Origin of the sequence: Streptomyces sp. CA-146814 (assembly GCF_050942385.1) — a bacterium.
Taxonomy (GTDB): Bacteria; Actinomycetota; Actinomycetes; order Streptomycetales; family Streptomycetaceae; genus Streptomyces.
The window spans coordinates 4426217-4448902 of sequence record NZ_CP192068.1; the positions used below are offsets into that span (position 1 = coordinate 4426217).

Sequence of the window (22686 nt, forward strand, 5' to 3'; positions counted from 1 at the left end):
CATCGGAACGTCCGGGGGCAGGGTGCGTCCCTACCCCTTCCCCTCCTCCGCCAGCTCCGCCACCCCCGTGATCCGGTGCAGGGCGAACGTGCGGACCTCGTCGGCCGTGTGGTCGTACGCCGTGACGAAGCCGCCCTCCACGCGGACCGGGGCGATCACGCGTTGGCTGGCCGCGCCCTCCGCGTTGACGTAGCCGATCCAGACCGCCGAGCCCGTCATCGCGGCCGCCTGGACCGTGGCCAGGGTCTCCGCCGAGGTCGTGCGGGGCAGGGAGCCGGAGGAGGTGCGCGGGGCCGACGTGCCCTCCGTCGGGTCCTTGCGGATCACCGTGGCGGCCGTGTCGCCGGCGCGGATGGCTCGGACCGCCGCGCCGAGCAGGGTGGCGTCGGGGGCCGGTGGGCCTTCCGGGACCGGGGTCGGCGGGGTGCGGGGCGGGGTGCGGCGGGCGCCGGCTCGGGTGATCAGGACGTCGCCCTCGGCGGATTCGGCGGCGGGCGCGTAGCCCATCTCGCGGAGGGCTTCGAGGAGGGAGCCGGGGTCGGCCTGGGAGGCCAGGACCGTGGGGGCGAGGCGGCGCAGGCGCAGGCCCGTCGAGCGGCGGTCGGCCAGGATCTCGTTGAGGACCGCCTCGTCGTCGCAGCGTACGTACGCGGAGGCCGCGCCGATCCGCAGGTGGCCGTGGCGCCGGGCCACGTCGTCGATCAGGTAACTCAAGGGCTGCGGCACCGGCGTACGGCTGTGCGCGGCCAGGAACGCGTGCAGGTCGGTCGCCGCCTGCCCGGCGTCCAGCGCCCGGCGGACCGAGCCGGGCGTGAAGCGGTAGACCGTCGCGCCGCCCTTCGACTCGACGTCCGCCAGGACCGAGAGGGTCTCCGCGAGCGGGCGTTCCAGCGGGCCCGGTGCCACCGCCGTCAGGTCCGCCTGGAGCAGGACATGGTCCAGGGGTTCGGGGAGGAGGGGTGCCAGAAAGGCCGCCGCCGTCTCCTCGCCCTCCTCCAGCAGCGCGCGGGCCTGCGAGGACAGCGCGCCCCGGCCCGTGATGCCCAGCAGCTCCGCCTCGTTCAGGGTCCAGAGAGCGAGGCGCGAGCGCAGGTCCGTGCCCTCTCCGGTCGGCGAGGAGCCCCGCAACGGGCGTTCCCAGCGCAGCCGTTGCAGCAGCGTCTCCGGGTCCGGCGCGGTGCCCGGCGCCAGCTCGGCGAAGAGGGCCAGCACCCGGCGGCGTACCTCCGGCGCGGCCGAGCGGTCCAGCTCCGGGCCGAGTGCGGAGAGCGCCCGGCCCTTCGCGTCCTGGCCGCCGACCAGGCCCGGGACCCGCGTGGCCGGGAGCCAGGCGGTGGCCAGGTGCGTCCAGCGGTCCGGGGCGGAGAGGTCGAGCCACTCGTCGTACGCGGGCGTCGGCGCGTACCGCTCGTCGCTCTCCCCGTCCGACGCCAACAGCCCCGCCGCGTAAGCGAGTTCGACCCAGAATGCGGCGATCGGCTCCGACACCTCCAGCGCGGTCGCCGTGCGTTTCAGCTCCCGTACGCTCAGGCCGCCCGCGCGCAGGATCGCCGGGCCGCCGCCGTTCCAGAGCTTCAGCAGCTCCTCGACCGTCGACAGCGCCGTGAACGCCTGCCCGGCCGCCGCTCTGTCCACAGCCTGTGGATCACGTTCGGCCACCGCCGCGACGACCGGAGGAACCGGCTCCGGTACGCGGTGCGCGCGGCCGGCCCGCAGGTGCAGGGCCGCCTCACGAGGCAGCACCACCGTGCGCGTCGAGACCGGCAGCAGCAGGCCCCGGTCCCGTAGCCACTTCACGGGCGGGGTCGGGTTCGGCGTGACCTCCCCGTACGGCGGGCCCCACACCAGCCGGTCCAGCACCGACAGCGCCTCCACCGGGGCCGTGTCCAGCAGCTCCGCCATCCGCGTCCGGTCCGTGAACAGGGCCGCCAGCGCCGCCACCGCCGACACCGGGTCGTGCGTGGCGGGCAGCCCGGCCGCCGTCAGGATCTCCTGGAGCCGGCCCGGCGACATCCCGGCCGTCGCCTCCGCGACCGTCGGCCCGAGGCCCGTGGGGGACGGGTGCTGCGGGGACGGGGCGAGCAGCTCGCGGGCCGTACGCACCAGCCGCAGCCGGTCGTCCTCGCCCCAGACCAGGGCCTGTTCGCGCAGCGTCGCCAGCGCGCCCGGCAGCGCGGCCGTGACCGCCGCACCCGCGTCGTCGCGCTGCTCGCCGTCGTCCAGCCCGTCGCCGGTGAGGAGCGAGAGGAGCGTGTCGTACGGGGCCGGGTCCGGGGCCACCGCCAGCGCCTCGGCGGTCTGCAGCGCGAACCGGTCCAGGTGCTCCAGCGCGCGGACCACCGAGGCCCGGGTGCCGGCCCTGGTGGCGAGCTGGGTGATGTCGTTCGGCACCGGGTTGAGGAGGTCGGGGCGGGCGCGCAGCAGCCCGGCCAGCGATTCGTCGCCCCGGGCGCGCAGGGCTTCGGCGAGCGTGCGCGGTGGTGTGGTCGTCCCCATCCGTCCCACGTTAGCCGCTGAAACGCTACCGTCGGGGCAGGGCCGCAAGAGGGGATGCAACCGCGTGGGGATCGAGAGCGACCAGCTCGTCTACGACTACCTGAGCCGGGTCGGTGACCTGGCGCAGCAGCAACAGCTGTCCTCGGGCGCCCGGATGCGGCTGGTTTCGACGCTGCGCGGCGAGATCGACCGCCGCCGCGCGAGCGAGGGCGCGGACTCCCCGGCGGCCGTGCGGCGGATCATCGGCCGCCTCGGCAGCCCGGACGAACTGGTCAGCGCGGCGGCGGAGTCGGGGGACGGGTCGGTGCCGCTGCCGCTGGCGGGGACGGGTGGGGACGCCGCCGTTCCCCGGCCCCGGACCGGGTTCCTCCGCAGGGGCCCGAAGGCGCCGGACGCCGATCCGGGCCCGGGCTGGGCGCCCGGTTCCGCGGCGGAGGGCGTCCCGGCGGGCGGCCGGAAAGCGGGTTCCGGCTGGGGCGCGTCGTGGAAGGGCGGCGGGCGTCCGGCGGGGAGCGGGAGCGGGAGCGGTACGGGAGGTGGCAAGGGCGGCGACGCGGACACCGGAAGCACCGAAGCCCGGTTCCGTATGGAGACCGGATACGCGCCCGACTCCCCTACGGAGGCCGGCCGCAGGCCTCACCCTCGTACGGAGATGGGCCACGGATCCGATCCGCGTACGGAGTCCGGCGGTGGTCCCGACTTCCGTACCGAGCCCGGCCGTGACCCCGACTCCCGTACCGAGCCAGGTTCCGGAGACCACCCCCGTACGAACCTCTCGAAGCCCACCGGCCCCACCGGCCCCGACGACACCACCGCCCCCGCCCTCGCCGACACCACCCCCTGGCCCCACCCCTCCGCCCCGCACGTCCTCGGACCCGACCAGCAGAGCACCGGCGAGGACTGGTGGCGTCTGGAGCCCGGGCCGTTCGACGCCGGGACCGCCGTCCCCGGGTTCTTCGGCGGCATCGAGGCCCCCGAACTCCTCGGCAGGCGGCCGGCGAAGCCCGAACCCGCCGACCAGGAAGCGGAGGAGGCCGACGACGGACCCGCCACACCGGAGGCCCCCCGCCGCCGCACCCTCCGCATCCCCCGGCCCCGCCGCCGCAAGCCGGTCGTCGCCGAACCCGTAGTCGCCGCACCGGCCGCCCGCGGCTTCGCGCATCCGCTGCTGCTCCTGGCCGCCGTGCTGCTCATCGCCGGGGTCGTCACCGGGTCCTGGATCCCGCTCGCGGGCGGCTGGCTCATCGCGTACGGCTCGCGGGCCCTCTCCCGTACGGAGGCGAAGTGGGCGGCCCTGGGGTTGCCGGGCGTGGTCGTGGCCGGGGCGCTCGTCTGGGTGTGGGGGCGGCTGGACGGGCGGTGGGGCGAGCCCATCGCGGACGGCGGCCTGCGCGAGGTGCTGACCGGTGCCTGGCCGGTGGTCGTCCGCATCGCCGCCGTCGCCTCCGCGCTCTACCTGGTGTGGCGGGCGCGGAGGCGCGGGTAGCGGCAGGGGCTACTTCGTCAGGTTCGTCTGGAGCTCGTGCAGGATCTTGTCGGCCGCCGTGTAGCCGATGCCCTGGATCCACAGCTGGTCGTCGACCGCGAAGACCTTGCCGTTCTTCACCGCGTCCATGTTCTTCCACAGACCGCCGCCGGTGGTCTGCGTCTCCTTGGCCTTCTTCGGGTCGCCGTACGTCGAGTGGAAGACCGCGTCCGCGTCCGCGAGGTCGATCTTCTCGGGGCTGACGTCGTAACTGAACCCGTCCTTCGCCTGGTCGGTGACGGCGGGGCGGCCGAGGCCGACATCGGCGAGGATCGTGGCGATGTAGTTCTTCGTGCCGTAGATGCGGATGTCGGCGCCCTCGACGAACCGGACCATGTTGACCTCGGTCGCTCCGGCCTTCTCCTTGCCGCCGAGCGCCTTCGTCACATCGGCCACGTGCCGCGCGTAGTCGTCGGTGACCATCTTCGCCTCGGCCTTCTTGTTCAGAGCCTCCGCGTGGACCTGGAAGTTCTCCTTCCAGGGGTAGCCGGTGTTCTCCGTCATCACGGTCGGCGCGATCTTCGACAGCTCGGCGTACTTGTCGCCGTGCCGGATCTTGCTCGTGAGGATGAGGTCGGGCTTGAGGCCGGCGATGGCCTCCAGGTTCGGGGTCATCATCTGGCCCACGTCCGTGATGCCGGTGACCTGGTCCTTCGGCAGGTAGTTCAGGAAGCCGGAGTCCACGTCCGCGTGGGTCGCGCCGACCGGCTTCACGCCGAGGGTGAGGACCGAGTCGAGTTCGGCGGTGTCCAGGACGACGACCCGCTGCGGCGCGGCCGGCACCTTCACGTCGCCCATCGCCGTCTTCACCGTACGAGGAGATCCGGCGGAGGCGTCCTCGGAGCCGGAGGAGCCGGACGCGGAGCCCGAATCGGACGAGAAGCCGCACGCGGAGAGGGCCAGCGCGGCGGCCACGGTCAGGGACGCGGCGGCGAGCGTACGGGAGCGGGGCTGGAGGAGGGGCATGGTTCAGAGGGCCTTTCCGGGAGTCGGGACGGAGGCAGGAGGAGCGGAGGCAGGAGCATCGGTGGCCGGGGTCCAGGGGGCGCCCGGGACGACGAGCGGTGAACCCGTCACCGGGTCCGGGACGATCACCGCTTCCAGGCCGAAGACCTCGCGTACGAGCTCGGCGGTGACGACGTCCCCGGGCCGGCCCTCCGCGACGATCCGGCCCTCCTTCATGGCGACCAGGTGATCCGCGTACCGGGCCGCCTGGTTGAGGTCGTGCAGCACGGTGACGACGGTACGGCCCCGGGTGCCGTCGTCGGCAGGCGCTGCCAACTGGCGTACCAGGTTCAGGACTTCCACCTGGTGCGCGATGTCCAGATAGGTCGTCGGCTCGTCCAGCAGCAGCAGGTCCGTCTCCTGTGCGAGCGCCATCGCGATCCACACCCGCTGCCGCTGCCCGCCCGACAGCTCGTCCACCGGCCGGTCGGCCAGCGCCGTCACATCCGTACGGGCCATGGCGTCGGTCACCGCCCGCTCGTCCGCGTCCGACCACTGCTGCCACCAGCTCTGGTGCGGCTGGCGGCCCCGGGCGACGAGGTCGGAGACGGTGATCGCCTCGGGCGCCACCGGCGTCTGCGGGAGCAGCCCGATGGACTGGGCGATGCGCCGGGTCGGTATCCGCGCCAGCTCCGTACCGTCCAGCAGCACCGCCCCGCCGCGCGGCTTCAGCAGCCGGCCGAGCGCGCGCAGGGTGGTGGACTTGCCGCAGGCGTTCGGGCCGACGATCACGGTGACCTGCCCGTCCGGCACGGCGAGGTCCAGCTCGTGGACGACGGCGCGGTCCTCGTACGCGAGGGTCAGGTCGCGGGCGGCGAGGCGGGAGCCCGTCTGCGCCGCGTCGGTCGTCGGGCTCGGGCTCATGCGGTGCCTCCACTGCGGCTTCGGTGACCGCGGATGATCAGCCAGATCAGATACGGGGCGCCGACCGCCGCCGTGAGGACGCCCACCGGCAGTTCGGTCGGCGCGAACAGCCTGCGGGCCAGCAGATCGCCCAGGACCACGATCACCGCGCCCAGCAGCGCCGAGGAGACCAGCGGGATCTGTGCCGTACGGGTCATCCGGCGCGCGATCTGCGGCGCGAGCAGCGCCACGAAGTCCACCGGGCCCGCCGTACCGGTCGCCACGGAGGCCAGGACCACTCCGAGCGCGACGAGTCCGAGCCGTACGCGCCCCAGGCGCACGCCCAGCGCGGTCGCGGTGTCGTCGTCCATCGTCACGGTCCGCTGCGCGCGGGCCGCCCAGGCGATGGCGGGCAGCAGGACGACGAGGGTCCAGGCGAGCGGGGCGGCCTCCGGCCAGCCGCGTCCGTTCAGCGAACCGGTCATCCAGATCTGCGCCTGCTGCGCGACCAGGTAGTCGCCCTTGGTCAGGAAGAGCGTGGTCACCGACCGCAGCGCGATGGCGAAGCCGATGCCGATGAGGACGAAGCGCGTGGCGTGCAGGCCGCCGCGCCAGGCGAAGAAGTAGACGAGGGCGGCGGCCGCGATGCCGCCGACGACGGAGAGGTAGGGCAGGACGGCGTACGAGGTGATGCCGAAGGTCATCGCACCGACCGTGAGCGCGCTCGCGCCCTGGCTGACGCCGATGATGTCGGGGCTGGCCAGCGGGTTGCGGGCCACCGTCTGGATGAGCGCGCCCGCGATCCCGAAGGCCGCGCCCACCAGCAGCCCGACGGCCATCCGCGGCAGCCGGAGCGTGCCGACGACCAGCTCGGCGGAGGACGGCTGCCCGAGGAGCACCTTCACGACCTCGCCGGGCGCGACGAAGCTCTCGCCGACACAGAGGTACGCGACGCAGACGGCGGCCAGCAGCACGACGAGGCCCGCCGCGACGACGGACGCCCGCCGGTGCAGCAGGAACCGGCCACGCGGCCCGGCCTTCACGACGGCGTACCCGGCGGGCCGGACCCGTACGAGGCTCTCACTCACGCCGGCACCGCCTTCCGGCGTACGAGGGCGACCAGGAACGGCACTCCGATCAGCGCCGTCATCACCCCCGCCGGGACCTCGCTCGGCGGGAACACGATCCGGCCGACGACGTCCGAGACGAGCAGCATCACCGGCCCCAGCAGCGCGGCCATCGGCAGCACCCAGCGGTGGTCGTTGCCGACGACCGCGCGGGCGATGTGCGGGACCGCGAGCCCGATGAACGCGATCGGCCCGGCGGCGGCCACCCCGACCCCGGTCAGCACGGTCGCCCCGATCCCGCCGGTGATCCGGACCGCCGCCACGTTCTGCCCGAGCCCCTTCGCCACGTCCTCGCCGAGCGCGAGCGCGTCCAGTCCACGGGCCACCGAGAGCACGAGCACCGCGCCCAGCAGCAGGAACGGCCAGACCTGCTGGACCACGTCCGCCTCCCGCCCGGCGATCGACCCGACCTGCCAGAAGCGGAACTCGTCCAGCGCCGAGGCCTTCGTCGTGAGGACCCCCATCGTCACCGAGACCAGCAGCGCGTTGATCGCCGCACCGCCGAGCGCGAGCTTCACGGGCGTCGCGCCGCCGCGACCGCTGGACGCGATGGCGTACACCGCGACCGAGGCGACGGCGGCCCCCGCGAAGGCGAACCACACGTACCCGCTCAGCGTGTGCACCCCGGCGAACGCGATCGCCACCACCACCGCCACCGAAGCCCCCTGGCTGATGCCGAGGATGCCGGGGTCGGCGATGGGGTTACGGGTGATGCCCTGGAGCACCGTGCCCGCGAGGGCCAGCGCCGCGCCGACCATCAGCCCGATCAGCGTGCGCGGCACCCGCATGGTCCGGATCACCTCGGCCGCGTCGGAGGTGCCGCCGTGCAGCAGCGCGTCGAACACCTCGCCCGGCGGGATGGAGCGCGCGCCGACCGCGAGGCTCAGCAGGACGGCGAGCAGCAGCGCGAGGACGGCGGCGACCGTGGCGGCCGCACGCCGGGGGAGGCGGGGTGCGCCGGGTATCGGGGGCGCGACGGCCGGTGCCGGTGCTGGCGCGGGCGCTGACATCTGAACCAATCGGCAGGAACTGCGGGAGGCCTACTAAGGCTTGGCTAAGTGCGGGCTCAGTCTAGGCGGCGGGGAGTTCACCGGGGACGGCGGTGGGCGGACCCAACGGACCTGACGGCCCCACCGGCCCGACGGCCCCACCGGACGGGTCGGCACAATGGTCCGCATGGCTTCCACGGCTTCGCGCCCCCACCCGGCCCCCTCCTCCGTCCCGCACACGGCTGCCCTCCTCACGGTCGGCTTCGACCTCGACATGACGCTCGTCGACTCCCGGGCCGGTATCGCCGCCACCTACCGGGCCCTCTCCGCGGAGACGGGAGTCCCCATCGACGACGCTCTGGTGGTGAGCCGGATCGGTCCGCCGCTTGAGGAGGAGCTGGCGCACTGGTTCCCGGCCGACCAGGTGGCCGCCGCCGGTGACCGCTACCGGGAGCTCTACCCGGACCACGCGATAGCGCCGAGCACGGCCCTGCCCGGAGCGCGGGAGTCCGTGGAGGCGGTGCGGGCGCTCGGCGGCCGGGCGATCGTCGTGACGGCGAAGTACGAGCCGAACGCCAAGCTGCACCTGGTGCACCTCGGGATCGAGCCGGACTCGGTGATCGGCTGGCTCTGGGCGGAGGCCAAGGGCGAGGCGCTGAAGGAGCACGCGGCGCAGGTGTACGTGGGCGACCACGTCGGAGACGTCCGAGGAGCGCGCGCGGCCGGGGCGCTGTCGGTCGCCGTGACGACGGGCCCGTGCGACGGGCAGGAGCTGCGGGCGGCGGGCGCGGACGTGGTGCTGGCGGACCTGACGGAGTTCCCGGCCTGGCTGCGCGCGTACGAGGCGAACCGCACGGCGGCCTGAGCGCCCCCCGCCCTCTACCGCGCGTCGGCCTGAGCGCCCCGCGCCCTACCGCGCGTCGGCCACCCGGTCGATCACCCAGTCGATGCCGTGCGGCCCCGGTGCGTACGACGGTGCCTGCCGCCAGACCCGGCTGAAGCCGTCGACGAGCGCGGACCGCGCGTCCGCGCCGTCCGGCAGCCGGGCCCGCAGCAGCTCCAGCAGGAGCGGTGCGAGCAGGTCGTACAGCTCACCGAGTGCGTCCCGGCTGCCGTGCGCGATCTGGACGAGGAGGTCGTCGACGTGTGAGGTGGCCCGGCCCGGGACGTCACAGGCTGCGGGATGGACCGGAAGGGCGTGCCCTGCGTGCTTCACGCGACCGAGCCTAACCATCCCGGCCGACCGGCGTGATCCGGACGAAAGATCCGGGAGGCACCAGGACGTGTCCTGACCCGCAGGACACGCCCTAGGCCACGTTCTGGGTCACGTCCTGGGTGCGGCTCGCGGCCCGCTTGGGTGAGGAGAGCCAGACCGAGCGGACGACGCCCGCACCGGCGATCAGGAAGCCGACGCCCATGAACATGCAGACCCCGTACGCGATCGGAGGGAACGGCTCCGTGCCGAGGAAGAGCGGGGCGACCGTCACCAGAGTGGCCAGCGCGCCGACGAAAAAGACGATCGCGCCGATCGATACGAGCCGGTCGCCGGCGCCTGAAGGAGTAGTGGTCACGCCACCAGGGTAGTTCCCTGCCCGGAGGAACACTCCGGCGACGTCTTGTCACCGGACGCAGGGCCATTAGCCTGGGACCAGGCGGGTCACGGTGACCCGCTGTACTGCTATCCGGAGCCGTGCCCACAGGCGAGCACGGCTCTTTCCGCACAGTGACGAGTACGAGGACGGGGACAGACGTGCCCACCGGCAAGGTGAAGTGGTTCAACAGCGAGAAGGGCTTCGGCTTTCTCTCCCGCGACGACGGCGGCGACGTCTTCGTGCACTCGTCGGTACTCCCTGCCGGGGTCGACGCACTCAAGCCCGGCCAGCGTGTGGAGTTCGGCGTGGTCGCGGGTCAGCGCGGTGACCAGGCCCTGTCCGTGGTGGTCCTCGACCCCACCCCGTCCGTCGCGGCCGCCCAGCGCCGCAAGCCGGACGAGCTGGCGTCGATCGTCCAGGACCTGACGACGGTCCTGGAGAACATCACGCCCCAACTGGAGCGCGGCCGTTACCCGGACAAGGCCGCGGGCGCCAAGATCGCGGGCCTGCTGCGCGCGGTCGCGGACCAGCTGGACGTGTAGCCGCTGCCGGTGGAGAGCCGTACGGCTTCGCGGCCGTACGGCTTCAGGCCTGGCTCTCCGTGAAGAGCCGTGCCGCCCTCGCGAGGGCGGACCGCACCGCGCCTCCACGCGTCAACGGGGCCCGGTCGACACCGATGAAGAGCGTCACGAGGGCGAGGTCCGCGGCCAGGGCGCGCCCGGAGACCCGCACCACCACCTTCCTGCTCCCGGCGAAGCCGGACCGGACCGCCGTGGCGGAGAACCCGGCCTCCTCGTCATCGGGTTCCCGCCGCAGGACGAACTTCTTCCGGTTGACCGCCCACAGCCGGTAGCGGTCCCCGCCGTACCGGAAGTGCAGTGCGCGGGCCCGGTGCGTCAGCCCGAACCGGTTGCGGCGCAGGTGGACCAGGGCGTCGCCGACCCTGAGCACCGAGCCGTTGAGCGTCGGCAGGTCCGTGGCCTCGGTGTGGATGCCGCGGGTCTCGAAGGTCGCGGTGGGTATCGACGGGCCGCGCACCTCGGAGACCAGGCTGTCGGGGGTGTTCTTCCTGGGCAGCGGGGCGGTGAGCACGATCTCGCCGAACTCCGGCGACGTGCCCCGGTAGCCCTCCCGTCGCTCGTGGGCGCGGCCCTCTTTCCAGAACGTCAGGGTGAACGGGGACGCGGTGGTGTGCACCGGTCCGCCTCAGCCCCGGTCGCCAGGGAACGCCAGCGCGTCCGGGCCGAGGGGCGGTACGAGTCCCTCGGCCGCGGCGCGGGTGAGCAGGCCGCGGACCGCCGCGTAGCCGTCCTCGCCGAGGTCGGCGGTGAACTCGTTCACGTACAGGCCGATGTGCTGGTCGGCCACGGCCGGGTCCATCTCCTGGGCGTGCTCCTGGACGTACGGCCGCGAGACCTCCGGGTGGTCCCAGGCCAGCCGGACCGAGCTGCGGATGGTGTCGGCCAGGCGGTGCAGGGTCTCGGCGCCGAGGGAGCGCCTGGCGATGATCGCGCCGAGCGGGATCGGGAGGCCGGTGGTGTCCTCCCAGTGGCGTCCCATGTCGGCCAGGTTGTGGAGCCCGAAGTTCCGGTACGTGAAACGGGCCTCGTGGATGACGAGACCGGCGTCCACCTTGCCGTCCCGCACCGCCGGCATGATCTCGTCGAACGGCATGACGACGACCTCGCCGACCCCGCCCGGCACCATCTCCGCCGCCCAGATCCGGAACAGCAGGTACGCCGTCGACCGCTCGCTCGGCACCGCGACCGTCCGGCCCGTCAGGTCCAGGCCCAGCTCCTTGCTGAGGACCAGTGGCCCACAGCCCCGGCCCAGCGCCCCGCCGCACGGCAGGAGCGCGTACGCGTCCAGGACCCAGGGCAGGACCGCGTACGACACCTTCAGGACGTCCAGCTCGCCGCGCTCGGCCATGCCGTTGGTGAGGTCGATGTCCGCGAAGGTCACGTCGAGCGCGGGCGCGCCGGGGACGCGGCCGTGGGCCCAGGCGTCGAAGACGAACGTGTCGTTGGGGCAGGGCGAGAAGGCGATCTCGATCGGGTCCGGGTGCGCTTCAGTGGTCATGCCGGTTCCAACCTTCCAGTACGGGTGCGCTCTTCCCGAACGCCTCGGTGAGCGCGGCCAGCGCGTCGCCGATGCGCCAGGCGGCCCGGTCGCGCGGGCCGACGGTGTTCGAGATCGCCCGCAGCTCCAGTACGGGCACTCCGGCCCGCTCGGCCGCCTCCGCGACCCCGAACCCCTCCATCGCCTCGGCCAGCGCGTCCGGGTGCGCGGCGAGCAGGGCGGCGGTGCGGTCGGCGGTGCCGGTCACGGTGGAGACGGTGAGGACCGGGCCGGGCGCGGCGCCGGTGGCCGACGCCACCTCCCGTACGAGCGCGGGCGGCGGCGTGAAACGGTCGCGGCCGAAGCCGAGCGCGGTGACGGGCGCGAAGCCGTCCGGGGTCTCGGCGCCGAGGTCGGCCGCGACGATGTCGCTCGCCACGACCAGCGAGCCGAGCGGGGCGGCGGGGGCGAACCCGCCGCCGATGCCGGCCGAGACGACGAGCCCGTAGGGGTGCCGGGTGGACGAGGGGTGCTGCGTGGACGCCAGGGCGAAAGCTGCCGCCGCCGCTGCCGCCGCCGGGCCCGCGCCGCCCGCCAGGACGTCGAACGCACCGCTGCGGTGCAGCTCGGCGCCCGGCAGGATCACCGACTCCGGCGTACCCCCGAACGCACGCGTGACCGCGTCCCGTTCCACCGGGACAGCGGTCACGACGAGCACACGCACAGGGAGAGCCTCAGGGCCTCGGGAGGGACGGCAGGGACACGGAGAGGGCGGTCAGGACGCCTTCTTGAGCTCGAACTGCCAGATGCCGGTGAGCTTCTTGCCGCTCGTCTCGACGATGGAGACGTTCGTCTTGCTGGCGGGCTCGCCGGTCTGGCTGGCGAAGAACGCGGAACCGGGGATCGTCCGGTACGTCTTCGTGAACGGCTCCTGCTCGGCCTGCTGGCCGTTGATGAAGAGCGTCCAGCCCTTTTCGGCGATCTCGGGGTCGACGCCGAAGCGGACCTTGTCGTCCATCGCGACCTCGATGGTCTTCTCGGCCTTCTTGTTGAGGCAGCCCTGGATCAGCGACTCCTTGATCGCCTCACCGTCGTTGTAGCAGGCCGCCTCGGAGTTCACCGAGGTCGTGCCGACCGTCACGGTGGCGAGCGGCGTCGGCTTGTCGCAGGCGGACAGGACAAGGAGTCCCGCGGACACGGCACCAAGAGCGACGCCGATTCGACGGCCCTTACCGGAGAAGAACGCAACGGTCATGGGCGGAAGGCTATCGGTCGCCTCCGCTCACGCCACGCGGGGGTGCGGCGAGCCGCGCCGCGCGGCACCGAGGAGACCCCGTACGGACGCGGCCGCGCCGAGGGCGAGGATGCCCGCGGCGACCGACATGCCGAGCACCGCGTTGAGCGGCAGCGCGATCCCGATCCCGCCGCCGACCACCCACGCCATCTGGAGCAACGTCTCGGACCGGGCGAAGGCGGAGGTGCGGACCTCCTCGGGGACGTCCCGCTGGATCATCGCGTCCAGCGACAGCTTGGAGAGCGCCTGGGTGAACCCGGCGACCGCGCCGAGCACGGCGACCGCGGCGGTGGAGAAGAAGACCGCCGCCAGGACCGCCGTGCCGAGCGCGAGCGCCAGCACCGTCGCGACGATCACCTCGGGCCCGCGCGCCCGGAGCCACGCGCCCACCGCCGTACCGCAGGCGTTGCCGACCCCGGCCGACACGCCGACGATGGCGAGCGAGACCGCCGCGCTCTGGCCGGCCATCGGGTGCTCGCGCAGCAGGAACGCCAGGAAGAAGATCAGGAAGCCGGAGAGGGCCCGGTGGGCGGCGTTGGCCTGGAGGCCGTGGAGCACCGACCCGCCGACGGACCGCAGACCGGGCGGCCGCTCCCTGGGGGGCTTCTCCCCGTTGCGCTTCGGCTTCGGGGCGGGTCGGCGTACGGGCTCCGGGCGGTGCGGGAGGTGCGGGTGGTCCTGCGGGTCGATCAGGCGGGCCCGGCGCTCGCCCTTGGCGGAGTCGACCTTGTGCGGCAGCGTGAAGGCGAGGAAGGTGCCCGCGATGAAGATCGCGCAGGCGCCGTAGAGCGGCCAGGCGGAGCCGATCGTCTGGAGGCCGGCCCCGATCGGGGCCGCCACCCCCGTGGCGAGGAGCCCTGCCAGAGTGACCCGGGAGTTGGCTTTGACCAGCGAGAACTTCGGTGGCAGCAGCCGTGGCACGACCGCGCTGCGCACCACTCCGTACGCCTTCGAGGAGACCAGCACCCCCAGCGCCGCCGGATACAGCTCAAGGCCGCCGGTGGCGACCGCGCCCGACATGGTGATGGCCAGCAGCGCGCGGGCCAGCATCGCGCCCGCCATCGCGGCCCGGCGACCGTGCGGCAGCCGGTCCAGCAGCGGGCCGATCACCGGGGCCAGCAGGGTGAAGGGGGCCATGGTGATGGCGAGGTAGAGCGCGACGCGCCCGCGCGCCTCGTCGGTCGGTACGGAGAAGAAGACGGTGGAGGCGAGGGCGACGGTGATCATGACGTCACCGGCGCCGTTCACCGCGTGCAGCTCGATGAGTTTTCCGAGGCCGGACTCACCGGCTCCATGGGCGTGCGTCGCCTTGCGGATCCCGCGTGCCGTGCCGGTGAACGGGGTGCGCAGGGCACGACCCGTCGCCCGTCCCACCCTGCGGAGCGGGCCGGGACCGTCGTGCGACCTGGCGGCAGTCACCCCGTCATAGTGCCCCAACCCTGGCCGGTATGAACGGTGATCGGCTGCGGACTCGCGCGTGACGCCCTGTCGGACCAGTGGGCGTCAGCACCGCCGGACGGCGGCGCGCAAGCCCTCCGGAGCGGCGATGGCCGAATATCGGAGAGACGGATACGGCACGTTTGGGACGGGCAGGTGGGCGCGGAGCGGCGGAGAGGGTAGCGTGCGTAACGCGCCACCGGCGGTTGTTCTTGGCCGCGCGCCTCTCCGCGATCCCGCAGAATGGGTGGCAGAAGGCGCGCCCGAGGCAGGCACAACGGGTGTGGACGTCGACGCGGCCCCCAGGTCCGCTCCGCCCGCAACTGTCTGGCCGAAAACGGCAATCGTGCAGCAGCTGGCGCGCTCGTGAGACTGGCGTATGGAGAGAAGCGAAGACCTGTGAGTGCTGCGACGACGCGAAGCCGTACGGCCCGTACCGCCCGTACCCCCGTTCCCGACCGCCTGTGCGCCGAGGCGGTAGACCTCGCCCGCGCGGCGGCGGAGGAAGCCGCCGCGCCAGGCGTGGTCGGCGAGCATGTCGGTGTGGTCTCCGAAGGGGACCGCGTCGTCACGCACTACTTCGAGTCCAAGGAGCCCGGCTACCGAGGCTGGCGCTGGGCGGTGACCGTCGCGCGGGCCTCCCGCGCGAAGAACGTCACCCTGGACGAAACGGTGCTGCTGCCGGGGGCCGACGCGCTCCTGGCGCCGGAGTGGGTGCCGTGGAGCGAGCGGCTGCGCCCCGGCGACATGGGCCCGGGCGACCTGCTGCCGACCGAGGCGGAGGACCTGCGCCTGGAGCCGGGCTGGAGCGGCGAGGACGAGCCGCCGCCGAACTCGATCGTCTCCGACGAGTTGGCGGAGCTCGTCGACGCGGAGGACGCGGAGCTGACGGACCGGCCGGTGGCCGCCACCAGCAGGGGCTCGATCGCGTCGGTGGCCGAGGAGCTGGGTACGCGGCGGGCGCGGGTGCTGTCGCGGTACGGGCTGTACGAGGCGGCGGACCGCTGGGACGAGGCGTTCGGCCCGAAGACACCGATGGCGCAGGCGGCGCCGGCGACGTGTGTGAGCTGTGCGTTCCTGATCCCGATGGCGGGCTCGCTGAAGCAGGCCTTCGGGGTGTGCGCGAACGAGTTCGGTCCGGCGGACGGGCATGTGGTGTCGCTGGCGTACGGGTGCGGGGGGCACTCGGAGGCGGCGGTGATGCCGAAGCCGGTGCGGCCGGCGGATCATGCGCTGGACACGATGCGGGTGGACGCGTACGCGTTGCGTCCTGAGCGTGACGGGGGTTCGGTGCCGCCTGAGGCCGACGGGGCGTCGGAGGACCTGGGCCACTCGTAGCGGGCCGCGTTTTCAGCCCGTGGGGCGGTGTTCTCAGCCCGTCCGGCGTTTGAGGACGGAACCGTCGATGGGGTGTCGGGGTGCCTCTGCGGGGTGCTGGGCCCAGGGGCCCTGTTCTTGTGCCGCCCACCCAGCCGAGGGTTCCGTCCTCAAACGCCGGACGGGCTGGGGTTGGCGAGGGGTCCGTCCTCGAACGCCGGACGGGCTGGGGGTGGACGAGGGTTCCGTCCTCAAGCGCCGGACAGGCTGAGGGTGGGCGAGGGGTCCATCCTCAGACGCAGGACGGGCTGAGGGTGGCCCGGACGGCTGGGGTGGTCGGACGGGCTGGAAGTACGGGCCCCGGACGGGCTGGAGGTGCGGTCCCGCACGGGCTGAAACGGGGCCCCCGCCGCGCGCACGGTACCTTCGGGCGCACACTGGGCGGCAGGTACGGGCCCAGGCCACCACCCACCGCGGACGGAGTCGACAGCGTGAGCATGAATGCGACCGAGGGGGCCGATCCGTTCGGGACGGCACGGCTGCGGCGCGGCGTGCTCGACGCCTGGGGCGCGGGCCCGGCCCGCTTCCGGGAGGACGCCAACGCCGAGGAGGACCTCGCGCTCGGCGGCTACCGCGACCGCCTCGTCGTCGAGCTGGCCCAGAACGCCGCCGACGCCGCCGCCCGCGCGCACGTCCCCGGCAGGCTCCGCCTCACCCTGCACCCCGCCGCCCCCGGCGACCCCGACGGCCGCTGCGTCCTGGCCGCTGCCAACACCGGCGCCCCCCTGGACGCCACCGGCGTGGAGTCGCTCTCCACCCTCCGCGCCTCCGCCAAGCGCGAGGGCCACGAGTCCGCCGTGGGCCGGTTCGGCGTCGGGTTCGCCGCCGTCCTCGCGGTCAGCGACGAACCGGCCGTGCTCGGCCGCCACGGAGGCGTCCGCTGGTCGCTGGCCGAGGCGCGCGAGATGGCCCGGAACGCGGCCGTCGGCTCCCCGGGCCTCGGCGACGAACTGCGCCGCCGCGACGGCCACGTACCGCTGCTGCGCCTCCCGCTGCCCGCCGAGGGCTCCGCACCGGACGGGTACGACACCGTCGTCGTCCTGCCGCTCCGCGACGGCACCGCCGAGGATCTGGCCGCCCGGCTGCTGGCCGCCGTGGACGACGCGCTGCTGCTGACCCTGCCCGGCCTGGACGAGGTCGTCATCGAGACCCCGCAGGGCGTACGGACCCTGAGCCGCTCGGCCCACGGCCCGTACACGCACATCGATGACTCCGCGCACGGCCTGAACCGCTGGCGTACCGTCTTCCACCACGGCCCGGTCGAACCGGCCCTCCTCGCCGACCGCCCGGTCGAGGAGCGCCTGCGCCCGCACTGGTCGGTCACCTGGGCGGTCCCGGTCGACGAGTCCGGCGCCCCGCTCCAGCCCCGTACGTCCCCGGTCGTCCACGCCCCGACCCCCACCGACGAGCCCCTCGGCATCCCCGCCCTCCTCATCGCCTCCCTCCCGCTGGACACCGCCCGCCGCCACCCGGCGCCCGGACCGCTGACCGACTTCCTGGTGGAGCGGGCGGCCGACGCGTACGCGGAGCTGCTCGGCGCCTGGCAGCCCGTGTCGACCGGGACCATCGACCTGGTGCCGGGGCCGCTCGGCAAGGGCGGCCTGGACGGGGCCCTGCGCGGCGCGATCCTGACCCGGCTGCCGAGGGTCGCGTTCCTGGAGCCCGCCGCACCCAGGGACCCCGAGGCCGAGCAGAGCTGGGCGGACGACTGGGACCAGGACCAGCCCCGTACGGATGGCACCACCGCCCTCCGCCCCGTCGAAGCCGAGGTCGTCGAAGGCGTCGGGGCCGAGACCGTACGGGTCCTCGCCGAGGTGCTGCCCTGTCTGCTCCCCGCAGGCCTGGAGCGCCGCCCCGAACTCCGTACGCTCGGCGTCGCCCGCGTCCCGCTCACCGAGGCCATCGACCGCCTCGCCGGCCTGGAGCGCGACCCCGCCTGGTGGCACCGCCTCTACGACAGCCTCGCCGGCATCGACCCCGACCGCCTCACCGGCCTCCCGGTCCCGCTCGCCGGAGACCCGGAGGACGAGCAGGCGGGCCGCCCGCCGCGCACCACCATCGGCCCCCGTCAGGTCCTGTTGCCGCTCCCGGACGCCCTCACCGGCCCCGTACTGGCCCGCCTCTCCCGCCTCGGCCTCAAGGTCGCCCACCCGGACGCCGCCCACCCGCTCCTGGAGAAGCTCGGCGCCCTGCCCGCCACCCCGCGAGCCGTGCTGACGACCCCCCAGGTGCGGGCGGCGGTCGCCGGATCGCTGGACGCGGGCGAGATCTGGGACGAGGACGCGCTCGACGGCGACGAGCTGGCCGAGACCGTCCTCACCCTCGTACGCGACGCCGAACTGGCCCCCGGCGACGAACCCTGGCTCGGCGCGCTCGCCCTCCCGGACGAGGAGGGTGAGCCCGCCCCCGCCGGTGAACTCGTCCTTCCCGGAAGCCCGTTCGCCCAGATCATGCGGGAGGGGGAACTCGGCCTCGTCGACCAGGAGCTGGCCGACCGCTGGGGCGAGGCGCCGCTCACCGCCTGCGGAGTGCTCGCCACCTTCGCTCTCGTCCGCGCCACCGACGTCGTCCTCGACCCGGACGAACTGGAGCCCCGCGACAGCGACTTCGCCGAGCCCGACGACGCCGGGCTGCTGGACGCCGTCGACGTGTGGTGCGAGGACCTCCTCGACCAGCTGGCCGAGACCCCGGTGCCGCCGGTCGCCACGGAGATCGTCGCCGTACGGGATCTGGACCTGGTGGACGACGACGCCTGGCCGCAGGCGCTGGCCCTGCTGGCGCAGCCGCCGTTGCGCGACGCGCTGACGCAGCCGGTGCGGGTGCTGCTGCCGGACGGGACGACGCAGTCCGTGCGCCCGTACACCGCGTGGTGGCTGCGCGACCATCCCGTACTGGACGGCCGCCGCCCCGCCGGACTGCGCGCGGCCGGCGGTGACCCGCTGCTGGCCGGGCTGTACGACGCGGTGGACGCCACCGGCTTCGACGACGCCCAGGTGCTGCGGGCCCTCGGGGTGCGCACCTCGGTGGCCGCCCTCCTTGACGAACCGGGCGGTGCGGCCGAGTTGCTGGGCCGGCTGGCCGACGAGGAGCGGCCCGTCACCCCCGTACAGCTGCACGCGCTCTACACGGCTCTCGCCGAACTCGACCCGGACCAGGTGACGTTGCCGGACGAGCTGCGCGCGGTGGTGGACGGTGAGGTGGCCGTGGTCGACGCGGCGGGCGCCGTGATCGCGGACGCGCCGGACGTGCTGCCGCTGACCGAGGGCCTGCCTCTGCTCCCCGTATCCCCTTCCCGGGCGGCCGAGTTGGCGGACCTGCTCCAGGTGCGGCGGCTCGGCGAGACGATCGAGGCGGGCGTCACCAGCGAGGGCGAGGAGCACCGCGTACCGGACTCCGTCCGCGTCCTGCTCGGCCCCGCCACCCCGGACACGTACATCGAGCACACCGAGCTCCACGCGGGCGGCGTCGAACTGGACTGGCGCCGCACCCCGGACGGCGTGGTCCACGCCGCGACTCTGGAAGGCGTCGCGGCGGGCCTGGCCTGGGCGGCGGGCCAGTGGCCGAGGCGCTTCGAGGTCGCGGCCCTGCTGGAGGACCCGTCGCGTACGGAGGAGCTGGCGCGGGACCGCTGGTTCGACTGAGGGCGGCAGGCGCACACGGAAGACCGCGGGCGCATACGGAAGACCGCGGGCCCATACGGAAAGCCCCCGGGAGGTCATCGACCTCCCGGGGGCTTCTCCGTGCTGTCCTCAGGCCCCGAACCGCCGGCCCACCAGCCGCCAGCTCAGCTCCAGCAGCGCGGCCGCCGCCACCGCGATGCCGACCGCCGCCCACGGCATGGTCGTGCCGACCAGCTTCAGGGCGAAGAAGTCCTGGAGCCACGGCACCACGAGCACGATGAGGAAGCCGAGCCCCATCGCCGCCACCAGGGCGATCCGCCACCAGGTGTACGGGCGGGCGATGATCGCCAGGACCCACATCGAGGTCAGGAACAGCGTCAGCGTCGCCGCGCTCGTCTCCGCCTCCAGGGCGCCCGGCCCGGTGTAGTGGTGGCGGGCCACCAGGTACGTGGTGAAGGTGGCCGTCGCCGCGATGACGCCCGAGGGGATCGCGTACCGCATGACGCGGCGTACGAAGTGGGGCTGGGCGCGCTCCTTGTTCGGCGCGAGGGCCAGGAAGAACGCGGGGACGCCGATGGTCAGCGTCGACAGCAGCGTGAGGTGGCGCGGCAGGAACGGGTACTCCACCTGGGTGCAGACCACCAGGATCGCCAGCAGCACGGAGTAGACCGTCTTGGTGAGGAAGAGGGTCGCGACGCGGGTGATGTTGCCGATCACCCGGCGGCCCTCGGCGACGACCGACGGCAGCGTCGCGAAGCTGTTGTTCAGCAGCACGATCTGCGCCACCGCGCGCGTCGCCTCGGAGCCGGAGCCCATCGAGACCCCGATGTCGGCGTCCTTGAGGGCCAGCACGTCGTTGACGCCGTCGCCGGTCATCGCGACCGTGTGGCCGCGCGACTGGAGGGCGGCGACCATGTCCCGCTTCTGCTGCGGGGTGACCCGGCCGAAGACCGCGTTCTGCTCCATGGCCGTGGCCATGTCGTCCGGGTCGGTGGGCATCTTGCGGGCGTCGAGGGTGTTCTCGGCGCCTGCCAGGCCCAGCTTCCCGGCGACCGCGCCGACGGAGACCGCGTTGTCGCCGGAGATGACCTTGGTGGCCACGTTCTGCTGGGCGAAGTACTTGAGGGTCTCCGCCGCGTCCGGCCGCAGCCGCTGCTCCAGGACGACGAGAGCGGTGGGCACGGCACCGTCGGCCGCGTCCGGGGCGTCCAGCTCGCCGCTCGGCACCCGGGCCAGGAGCAGCACGCGCAGGCCCTGCTCGTTGAGGTGCTCGATCTCGGTGAGGGTCGCGTCGCCGTCGGGGAGGAGGACGTCGGGGGCGCCGAGGAGCCAGGCGGAGGCGGTGCCGTCGGTTTCGGTGAAGGCGGCGCCGCTGTACTTGCGGGCGGAGGAGAACGGCAGGGCGTCGGTGACGGTCCAGGCGGCTTCCTGGCTTGCCGGGTACGCGTCGATGATGGCCTGGAGGCTGGCGTTGGGGCGGGGGTCGGAGGAGCCGAGGGAGCGCAGCACCTGGTGGACGTACGCCTCGTCGCTCCCGTTCAGCGGCCGGACCTCCGTGATGTCCATGCCGCCCTCGGTGAGGGTGCCGGTCTTGTCCAGGCAGACCACGTCGACCCGGGCGAGGCCCTCGATGGCGGGCAGCTCCTGGACCAGGCACTGCTTGCGGCCCAGGCGTACGACGCCGATGGCGAAGGCGACCGAGGTGAGGAGCACCAGGCCCTCGGGGATCATCGGGACGATCCCGCCGACGGTCCGGGCGACGGAGTCCTTGAAGTTGTTGTCCTTCACGACGAGCTGGCTGATGATCAGCCCGATCGCCGTCGGCACCATCATCCAGGTGACGTACTTCAGGATCGTGCTGATGCCGCTGCGGAGCTCGGAGTGGACGAGCGTGAAGCGTGACGCCTCCTCGGCGAGCTGCGCCGCGTACGCCTCGCGTCCCACCTTGGTCGCGGTGAACGCGCCGCCGCCCGCGACGACGAAGCTGCCGGACATCACCGGGTCGCCGGGCCGCTTGAGCACCGGGTCGGCCTCACCGGTCAGCAGCGACTCGTCGACCTCCAGGCTCTCGGCCTCGGCGACCGTGCCGTCCACGACCACCTTGTCGCCGGGCCCCAGCTCGATCACGTCCCCGAGGACGATCTCGTGGGTGGAGACCTCGGCGGCGGTCCCGTCGCGCCGCACGGTCGGCTTCGCCTCGCCGATCACCGCGAGGCTGTCCAGGGTCTTCTTGGCCCGCCACTCCTGGATGATGCCGATGCCGGTGTTGGCGACGATCACGAAGCCGAAGAGGCTGTCCTGGATCGGCGCCACGAACAGCATGATCACCCAGAGCACGCCGATGATCAGGTTGAACCGGGTGAAGACGTTGGCGCGGACGATCTCGGTGAGCGAGCGCGAGGAGCGTACGGGTACGTCGTTGACCTCGCCCCGGGCCACCCGTTCGGCGACCTCGGCCGTGGTGAGACCGGTGGCGCGATGGCCGGATGGCGGTAGCTCGACCGGATGCACGGGGTCGAGTTCCGCCCCCGCGTCGATCATGGCCGGCCGGGAGGATCCGGGGGTCTGCTCCCCGGAGGAATCGAGTGCCCGCTGCGTCATGGATTAGACGGTACGGGCGTGCGGAGCGAATCACCCGCTGGGGGGGTGGAAGATCCGACCAGGGGAGGAGCAAGTCGGTCCCGTGGTCGTATGGGGGCGGCGAGGTTCCCGTACGGAGGAGGTAGCTCTGAGGTCTCCTGTCCCGTACAGGGGAGGCAGCCCCGCGGTCCCCGCACGGGCGAGGCGGCTCTCCGGGTACGGGCGAGGCGGCCCTCCGGGTACGGGCGAGGCGGCTCTCCGGGTGCAGGTGAGGCGGCTCTCCGGTCAGGCTCGGCGGTCGGTGCCGAGGGTGCTGGACGCCGCCGCCTCGGCACCGGCGGCGTCCTTGGCCTCGGCCTGGGCCGCGTGGCGCTTGAGGGCGGCGTCGCGGCCTCGGACGTACCAGATGCCGATCAGTCCGAGACCGGCTCCGGCCAGCGGGGTCCAGACCCACCAGGTGTGGCCGCGGTCGGCGAACCAGCCGTAGAAGGGGAGCTGGGCGAGGAAGAGGACGAACCAGAGGATCGTGCCGCCGACGACGGTGGAGACGACGGGGCCCTCCAGGGGCTCGGGCGCCTCGTGCTTCGGTGTCCACTTCTCCATGAGTTCAGTGTATGGGCCCACCCGATCGGGGGTGCGCGGGCCGGTCGACCCGAGGCGCCACGCGGGTCTACGCGCGGAGATAGCGATCTTCGCCTTATGTATTCATACTGAATTCGCTTGGGGCTGGCTCGATTTGTTCG

The 22686-nt window shown here is 73.6% G+C and carries 19 protein-coding genes; 5 read left to right on the plus strand and 14 right to left on the minus strand.

Going from position 1 to position 22686, the window contains the following annotated elements; genetic code table 11:
* Positions 1–30: 30 nt before the first annotated feature.
* Positions 31–2496: a helicase C-terminal domain-containing protein gene (locus ACQP09_RS19705; RefSeq protein WP_433401523.1), complete on the minus strand. Its 2466-nt coding sequence runs from the start codon at positions 2494–2496 to the stop codon at positions 31–33.
* Between the two features lie 64 nt (positions 2497–2560).
* On the opposite strand from ACQP09_RS19705, the gene ACQP09_RS19710 reads away from it, so the two are divergent.
* Positions 2561–3982 (plus strand): hypothetical protein, encoded by a 1422-nt coding sequence (locus tag ACQP09_RS19710; RefSeq protein ID WP_433401525.1) that lies wholly within the window; start codon positions 2561–2563, stop codon positions 3980–3982.
* A gap of 9 nt (positions 3983–3991) precedes the next feature.
* Here the strand turns inward: ACQP09_RS19710 and ACQP09_RS19715 are convergent, their stop codons facing one another.
* Genes ACQP09_RS19715 through ACQP09_RS19730 form a run of 4 tightly spaced genes read right to left on the minus strand, consistent with a single transcriptional unit; the run spans position 3992 to position 8006 of the window.
* Positions 3992–4987: an ABC transporter substrate-binding protein gene (locus tag ACQP09_RS19715; protein ID WP_433401527.1), complete on the minus strand. Its 996-nt coding sequence runs from the start codon at positions 4985–4987 to the stop codon at positions 3992–3994.
* Between the two features lie 3 nt (positions 4988–4990).
* Positions 4991–5890, minus strand: a complete 900-nt coding sequence (locus tag ACQP09_RS19720) for an ABC transporter ATP-binding protein (protein ID WP_433401529.1) — start codon at positions 5888–5890, stop codon at positions 4991–4993.
* Complete coding sequence (locus tag ACQP09_RS19725; RefSeq protein WP_433401531.1) at positions 5887–6957, minus strand: FecCD family ABC transporter permease; 1071 nt, start codon at positions 6955–6957, stop codon at positions 5887–5889. Before ACQP09_RS19725 ends, ACQP09_RS19720 begins: the two co-directional genes overlap by 4 nt.
* Positions 6954–8006 (minus strand): FecCD family ABC transporter permease, encoded by a 1053-nt coding sequence (locus ACQP09_RS19730; RefSeq protein WP_433401533.1) that lies wholly within the window; start codon positions 8004–8006, stop codon positions 6954–6956. The genes ACQP09_RS19725 and ACQP09_RS19730 overlap by 4 nt, the downstream gene beginning before the upstream one ends.
* A gap of 166 nt (positions 8007–8172) precedes the next feature.
* Between ACQP09_RS19730 and ACQP09_RS19735 the strand changes: the two genes are divergently transcribed.
* Entirely contained in the window at positions 8173–8850 is a 678-nt protein-coding gene (locus tag ACQP09_RS19735) for an HAD family hydrolase (protein ID WP_433401535.1), read from the plus strand.
* A 45-nt stretch (positions 8851–8895) separates the two neighbouring features.
* Here the strand turns inward: ACQP09_RS19735 and ACQP09_RS19740 are convergent, their stop codons facing one another.
* Together ACQP09_RS19740 and ACQP09_RS19745 are read right to left on the minus strand one after the other, a co-directional pair.
* Positions 8896–9201 (minus strand): hypothetical protein, encoded by a 306-nt coding sequence (locus ACQP09_RS19740; protein WP_433401537.1) that lies wholly within the window; start codon positions 9199–9201, stop codon positions 8896–8898.
* A 91-nt stretch (positions 9202–9292) separates the two neighbouring features.
* Positions 9293–9556, minus strand: a complete 264-nt coding sequence (locus tag ACQP09_RS19745) for a hypothetical protein (RefSeq protein WP_433401539.1) — start codon at positions 9554–9556, stop codon at positions 9293–9295.
* A gap of 179 nt (positions 9557–9735) precedes the next feature.
* Here ACQP09_RS19745 and ACQP09_RS19750 point away from each other — a divergent pair, with 179 nt between their 5' ends.
* Positions 9736–10119 carry a cold-shock protein gene (locus tag ACQP09_RS19750; protein WP_006126557.1) on the plus strand — a complete coding sequence of 128 codons (384 nt, stop codon included), beginning with the start codon at positions 9736–9738 and terminating at the stop codon, positions 10117–10119.
* Between the two features lie 43 nt (positions 10120–10162).
* On the opposite strand, the gene ACQP09_RS19755 is transcribed toward ACQP09_RS19750, so the two are convergent.
* The 5 genes from ACQP09_RS19755 to ACQP09_RS19775 are packed head-to-tail and all read right to left on the minus strand — an operon-like array spanning position 10163 to position 14348.
* On the minus strand, positions 10163–10774 hold the full coding sequence (locus tag ACQP09_RS19755; RefSeq protein ID WP_433401541.1) for a hypothetical protein: 612 nt from the start codon (positions 10772–10774) through the stop codon (positions 10163–10165).
* Positions 10775–10783: 9 nt separating this feature from the next.
* The gene (locus ACQP09_RS19760; RefSeq protein ID WP_433401543.1) at positions 10784–11656 is read right to left on the minus strand and encodes a 1,4-dihydroxy-6-naphthoate synthase; all 873 of its coding nucleotides are present in this window, start codon (positions 11654–11656) and stop codon (positions 10784–10786) included.
* Positions 11646–12359 carry a futalosine hydrolase gene (locus ACQP09_RS19765; RefSeq protein WP_433401545.1) on the minus strand — a complete coding sequence of 238 codons (714 nt, stop codon included), beginning with the start codon at positions 12357–12359 and terminating at the stop codon, positions 11646–11648. Before ACQP09_RS19765 ends, ACQP09_RS19760 begins: the two co-directional genes overlap by 11 nt.
* Positions 12360–12410: 51 nt before the next feature.
* Positions 12411–12890, minus strand: coding sequence for a DUF2771 domain-containing protein (locus ACQP09_RS19770; protein WP_433401547.1), 480 nt, complete (start codon positions 12888–12890; stop codon positions 12411–12413).
* A gap of 27 nt (positions 12891–12917) precedes the next feature.
* The gene (locus ACQP09_RS19775) at positions 12918–14348 is read right to left on the minus strand and encodes an MFS transporter (RefSeq protein WP_433401549.1); all 1431 of its coding nucleotides are present in this window, start codon (positions 14346–14348) and stop codon (positions 12918–12920) included.
* A 417-nt stretch (positions 14349–14765) separates the two neighbouring features.
* Here ACQP09_RS19775 and ACQP09_RS19780 point away from each other — a divergent pair, with 417 nt between their 5' ends.
* Both ACQP09_RS19780 and ACQP09_RS19785 read left to right on the plus strand, forming a co-directional pair.
* Positions 14766–15704, plus strand: a complete 939-nt coding sequence (locus ACQP09_RS19780; protein ID WP_433401550.1) for a DUF3027 domain-containing protein — start codon at positions 14766–14768, stop codon at positions 15702–15704.
* A gap of 476 nt (positions 15705–16180) precedes the next feature.
* Positions 16181–19384 carry a sacsin N-terminal ATP-binding-like domain-containing protein gene (locus ACQP09_RS19785; RefSeq protein WP_433406672.1) on the plus strand — a complete coding sequence of 1068 codons (3204 nt, stop codon included), beginning with the start codon at positions 16181–16183 and terminating at the stop codon, positions 19382–19384.
* A gap of 108 nt (positions 19385–19492) precedes the next feature.
* On the opposite strand, the gene ACQP09_RS19790 is transcribed toward ACQP09_RS19785, so the two are convergent.
* Together ACQP09_RS19790 and ACQP09_RS19795 are read right to left on the minus strand one after the other, a co-directional pair.
* Positions 19493–21964 (minus strand): HAD-IC family P-type ATPase, encoded by a 2472-nt coding sequence (locus ACQP09_RS19790; protein WP_433401552.1) that lies wholly within the window; start codon positions 21962–21964, stop codon positions 19493–19495.
* A gap of 264 nt (positions 21965–22228) precedes the next feature.
* Entirely contained in the window at positions 22229–22546 is a 318-nt protein-coding gene (locus ACQP09_RS19795; RefSeq protein ID WP_433401553.1) for a DUF2530 domain-containing protein, read from the minus strand.
* Between the last annotated feature and the right edge of the window lie 140 nt (positions 22547–22686).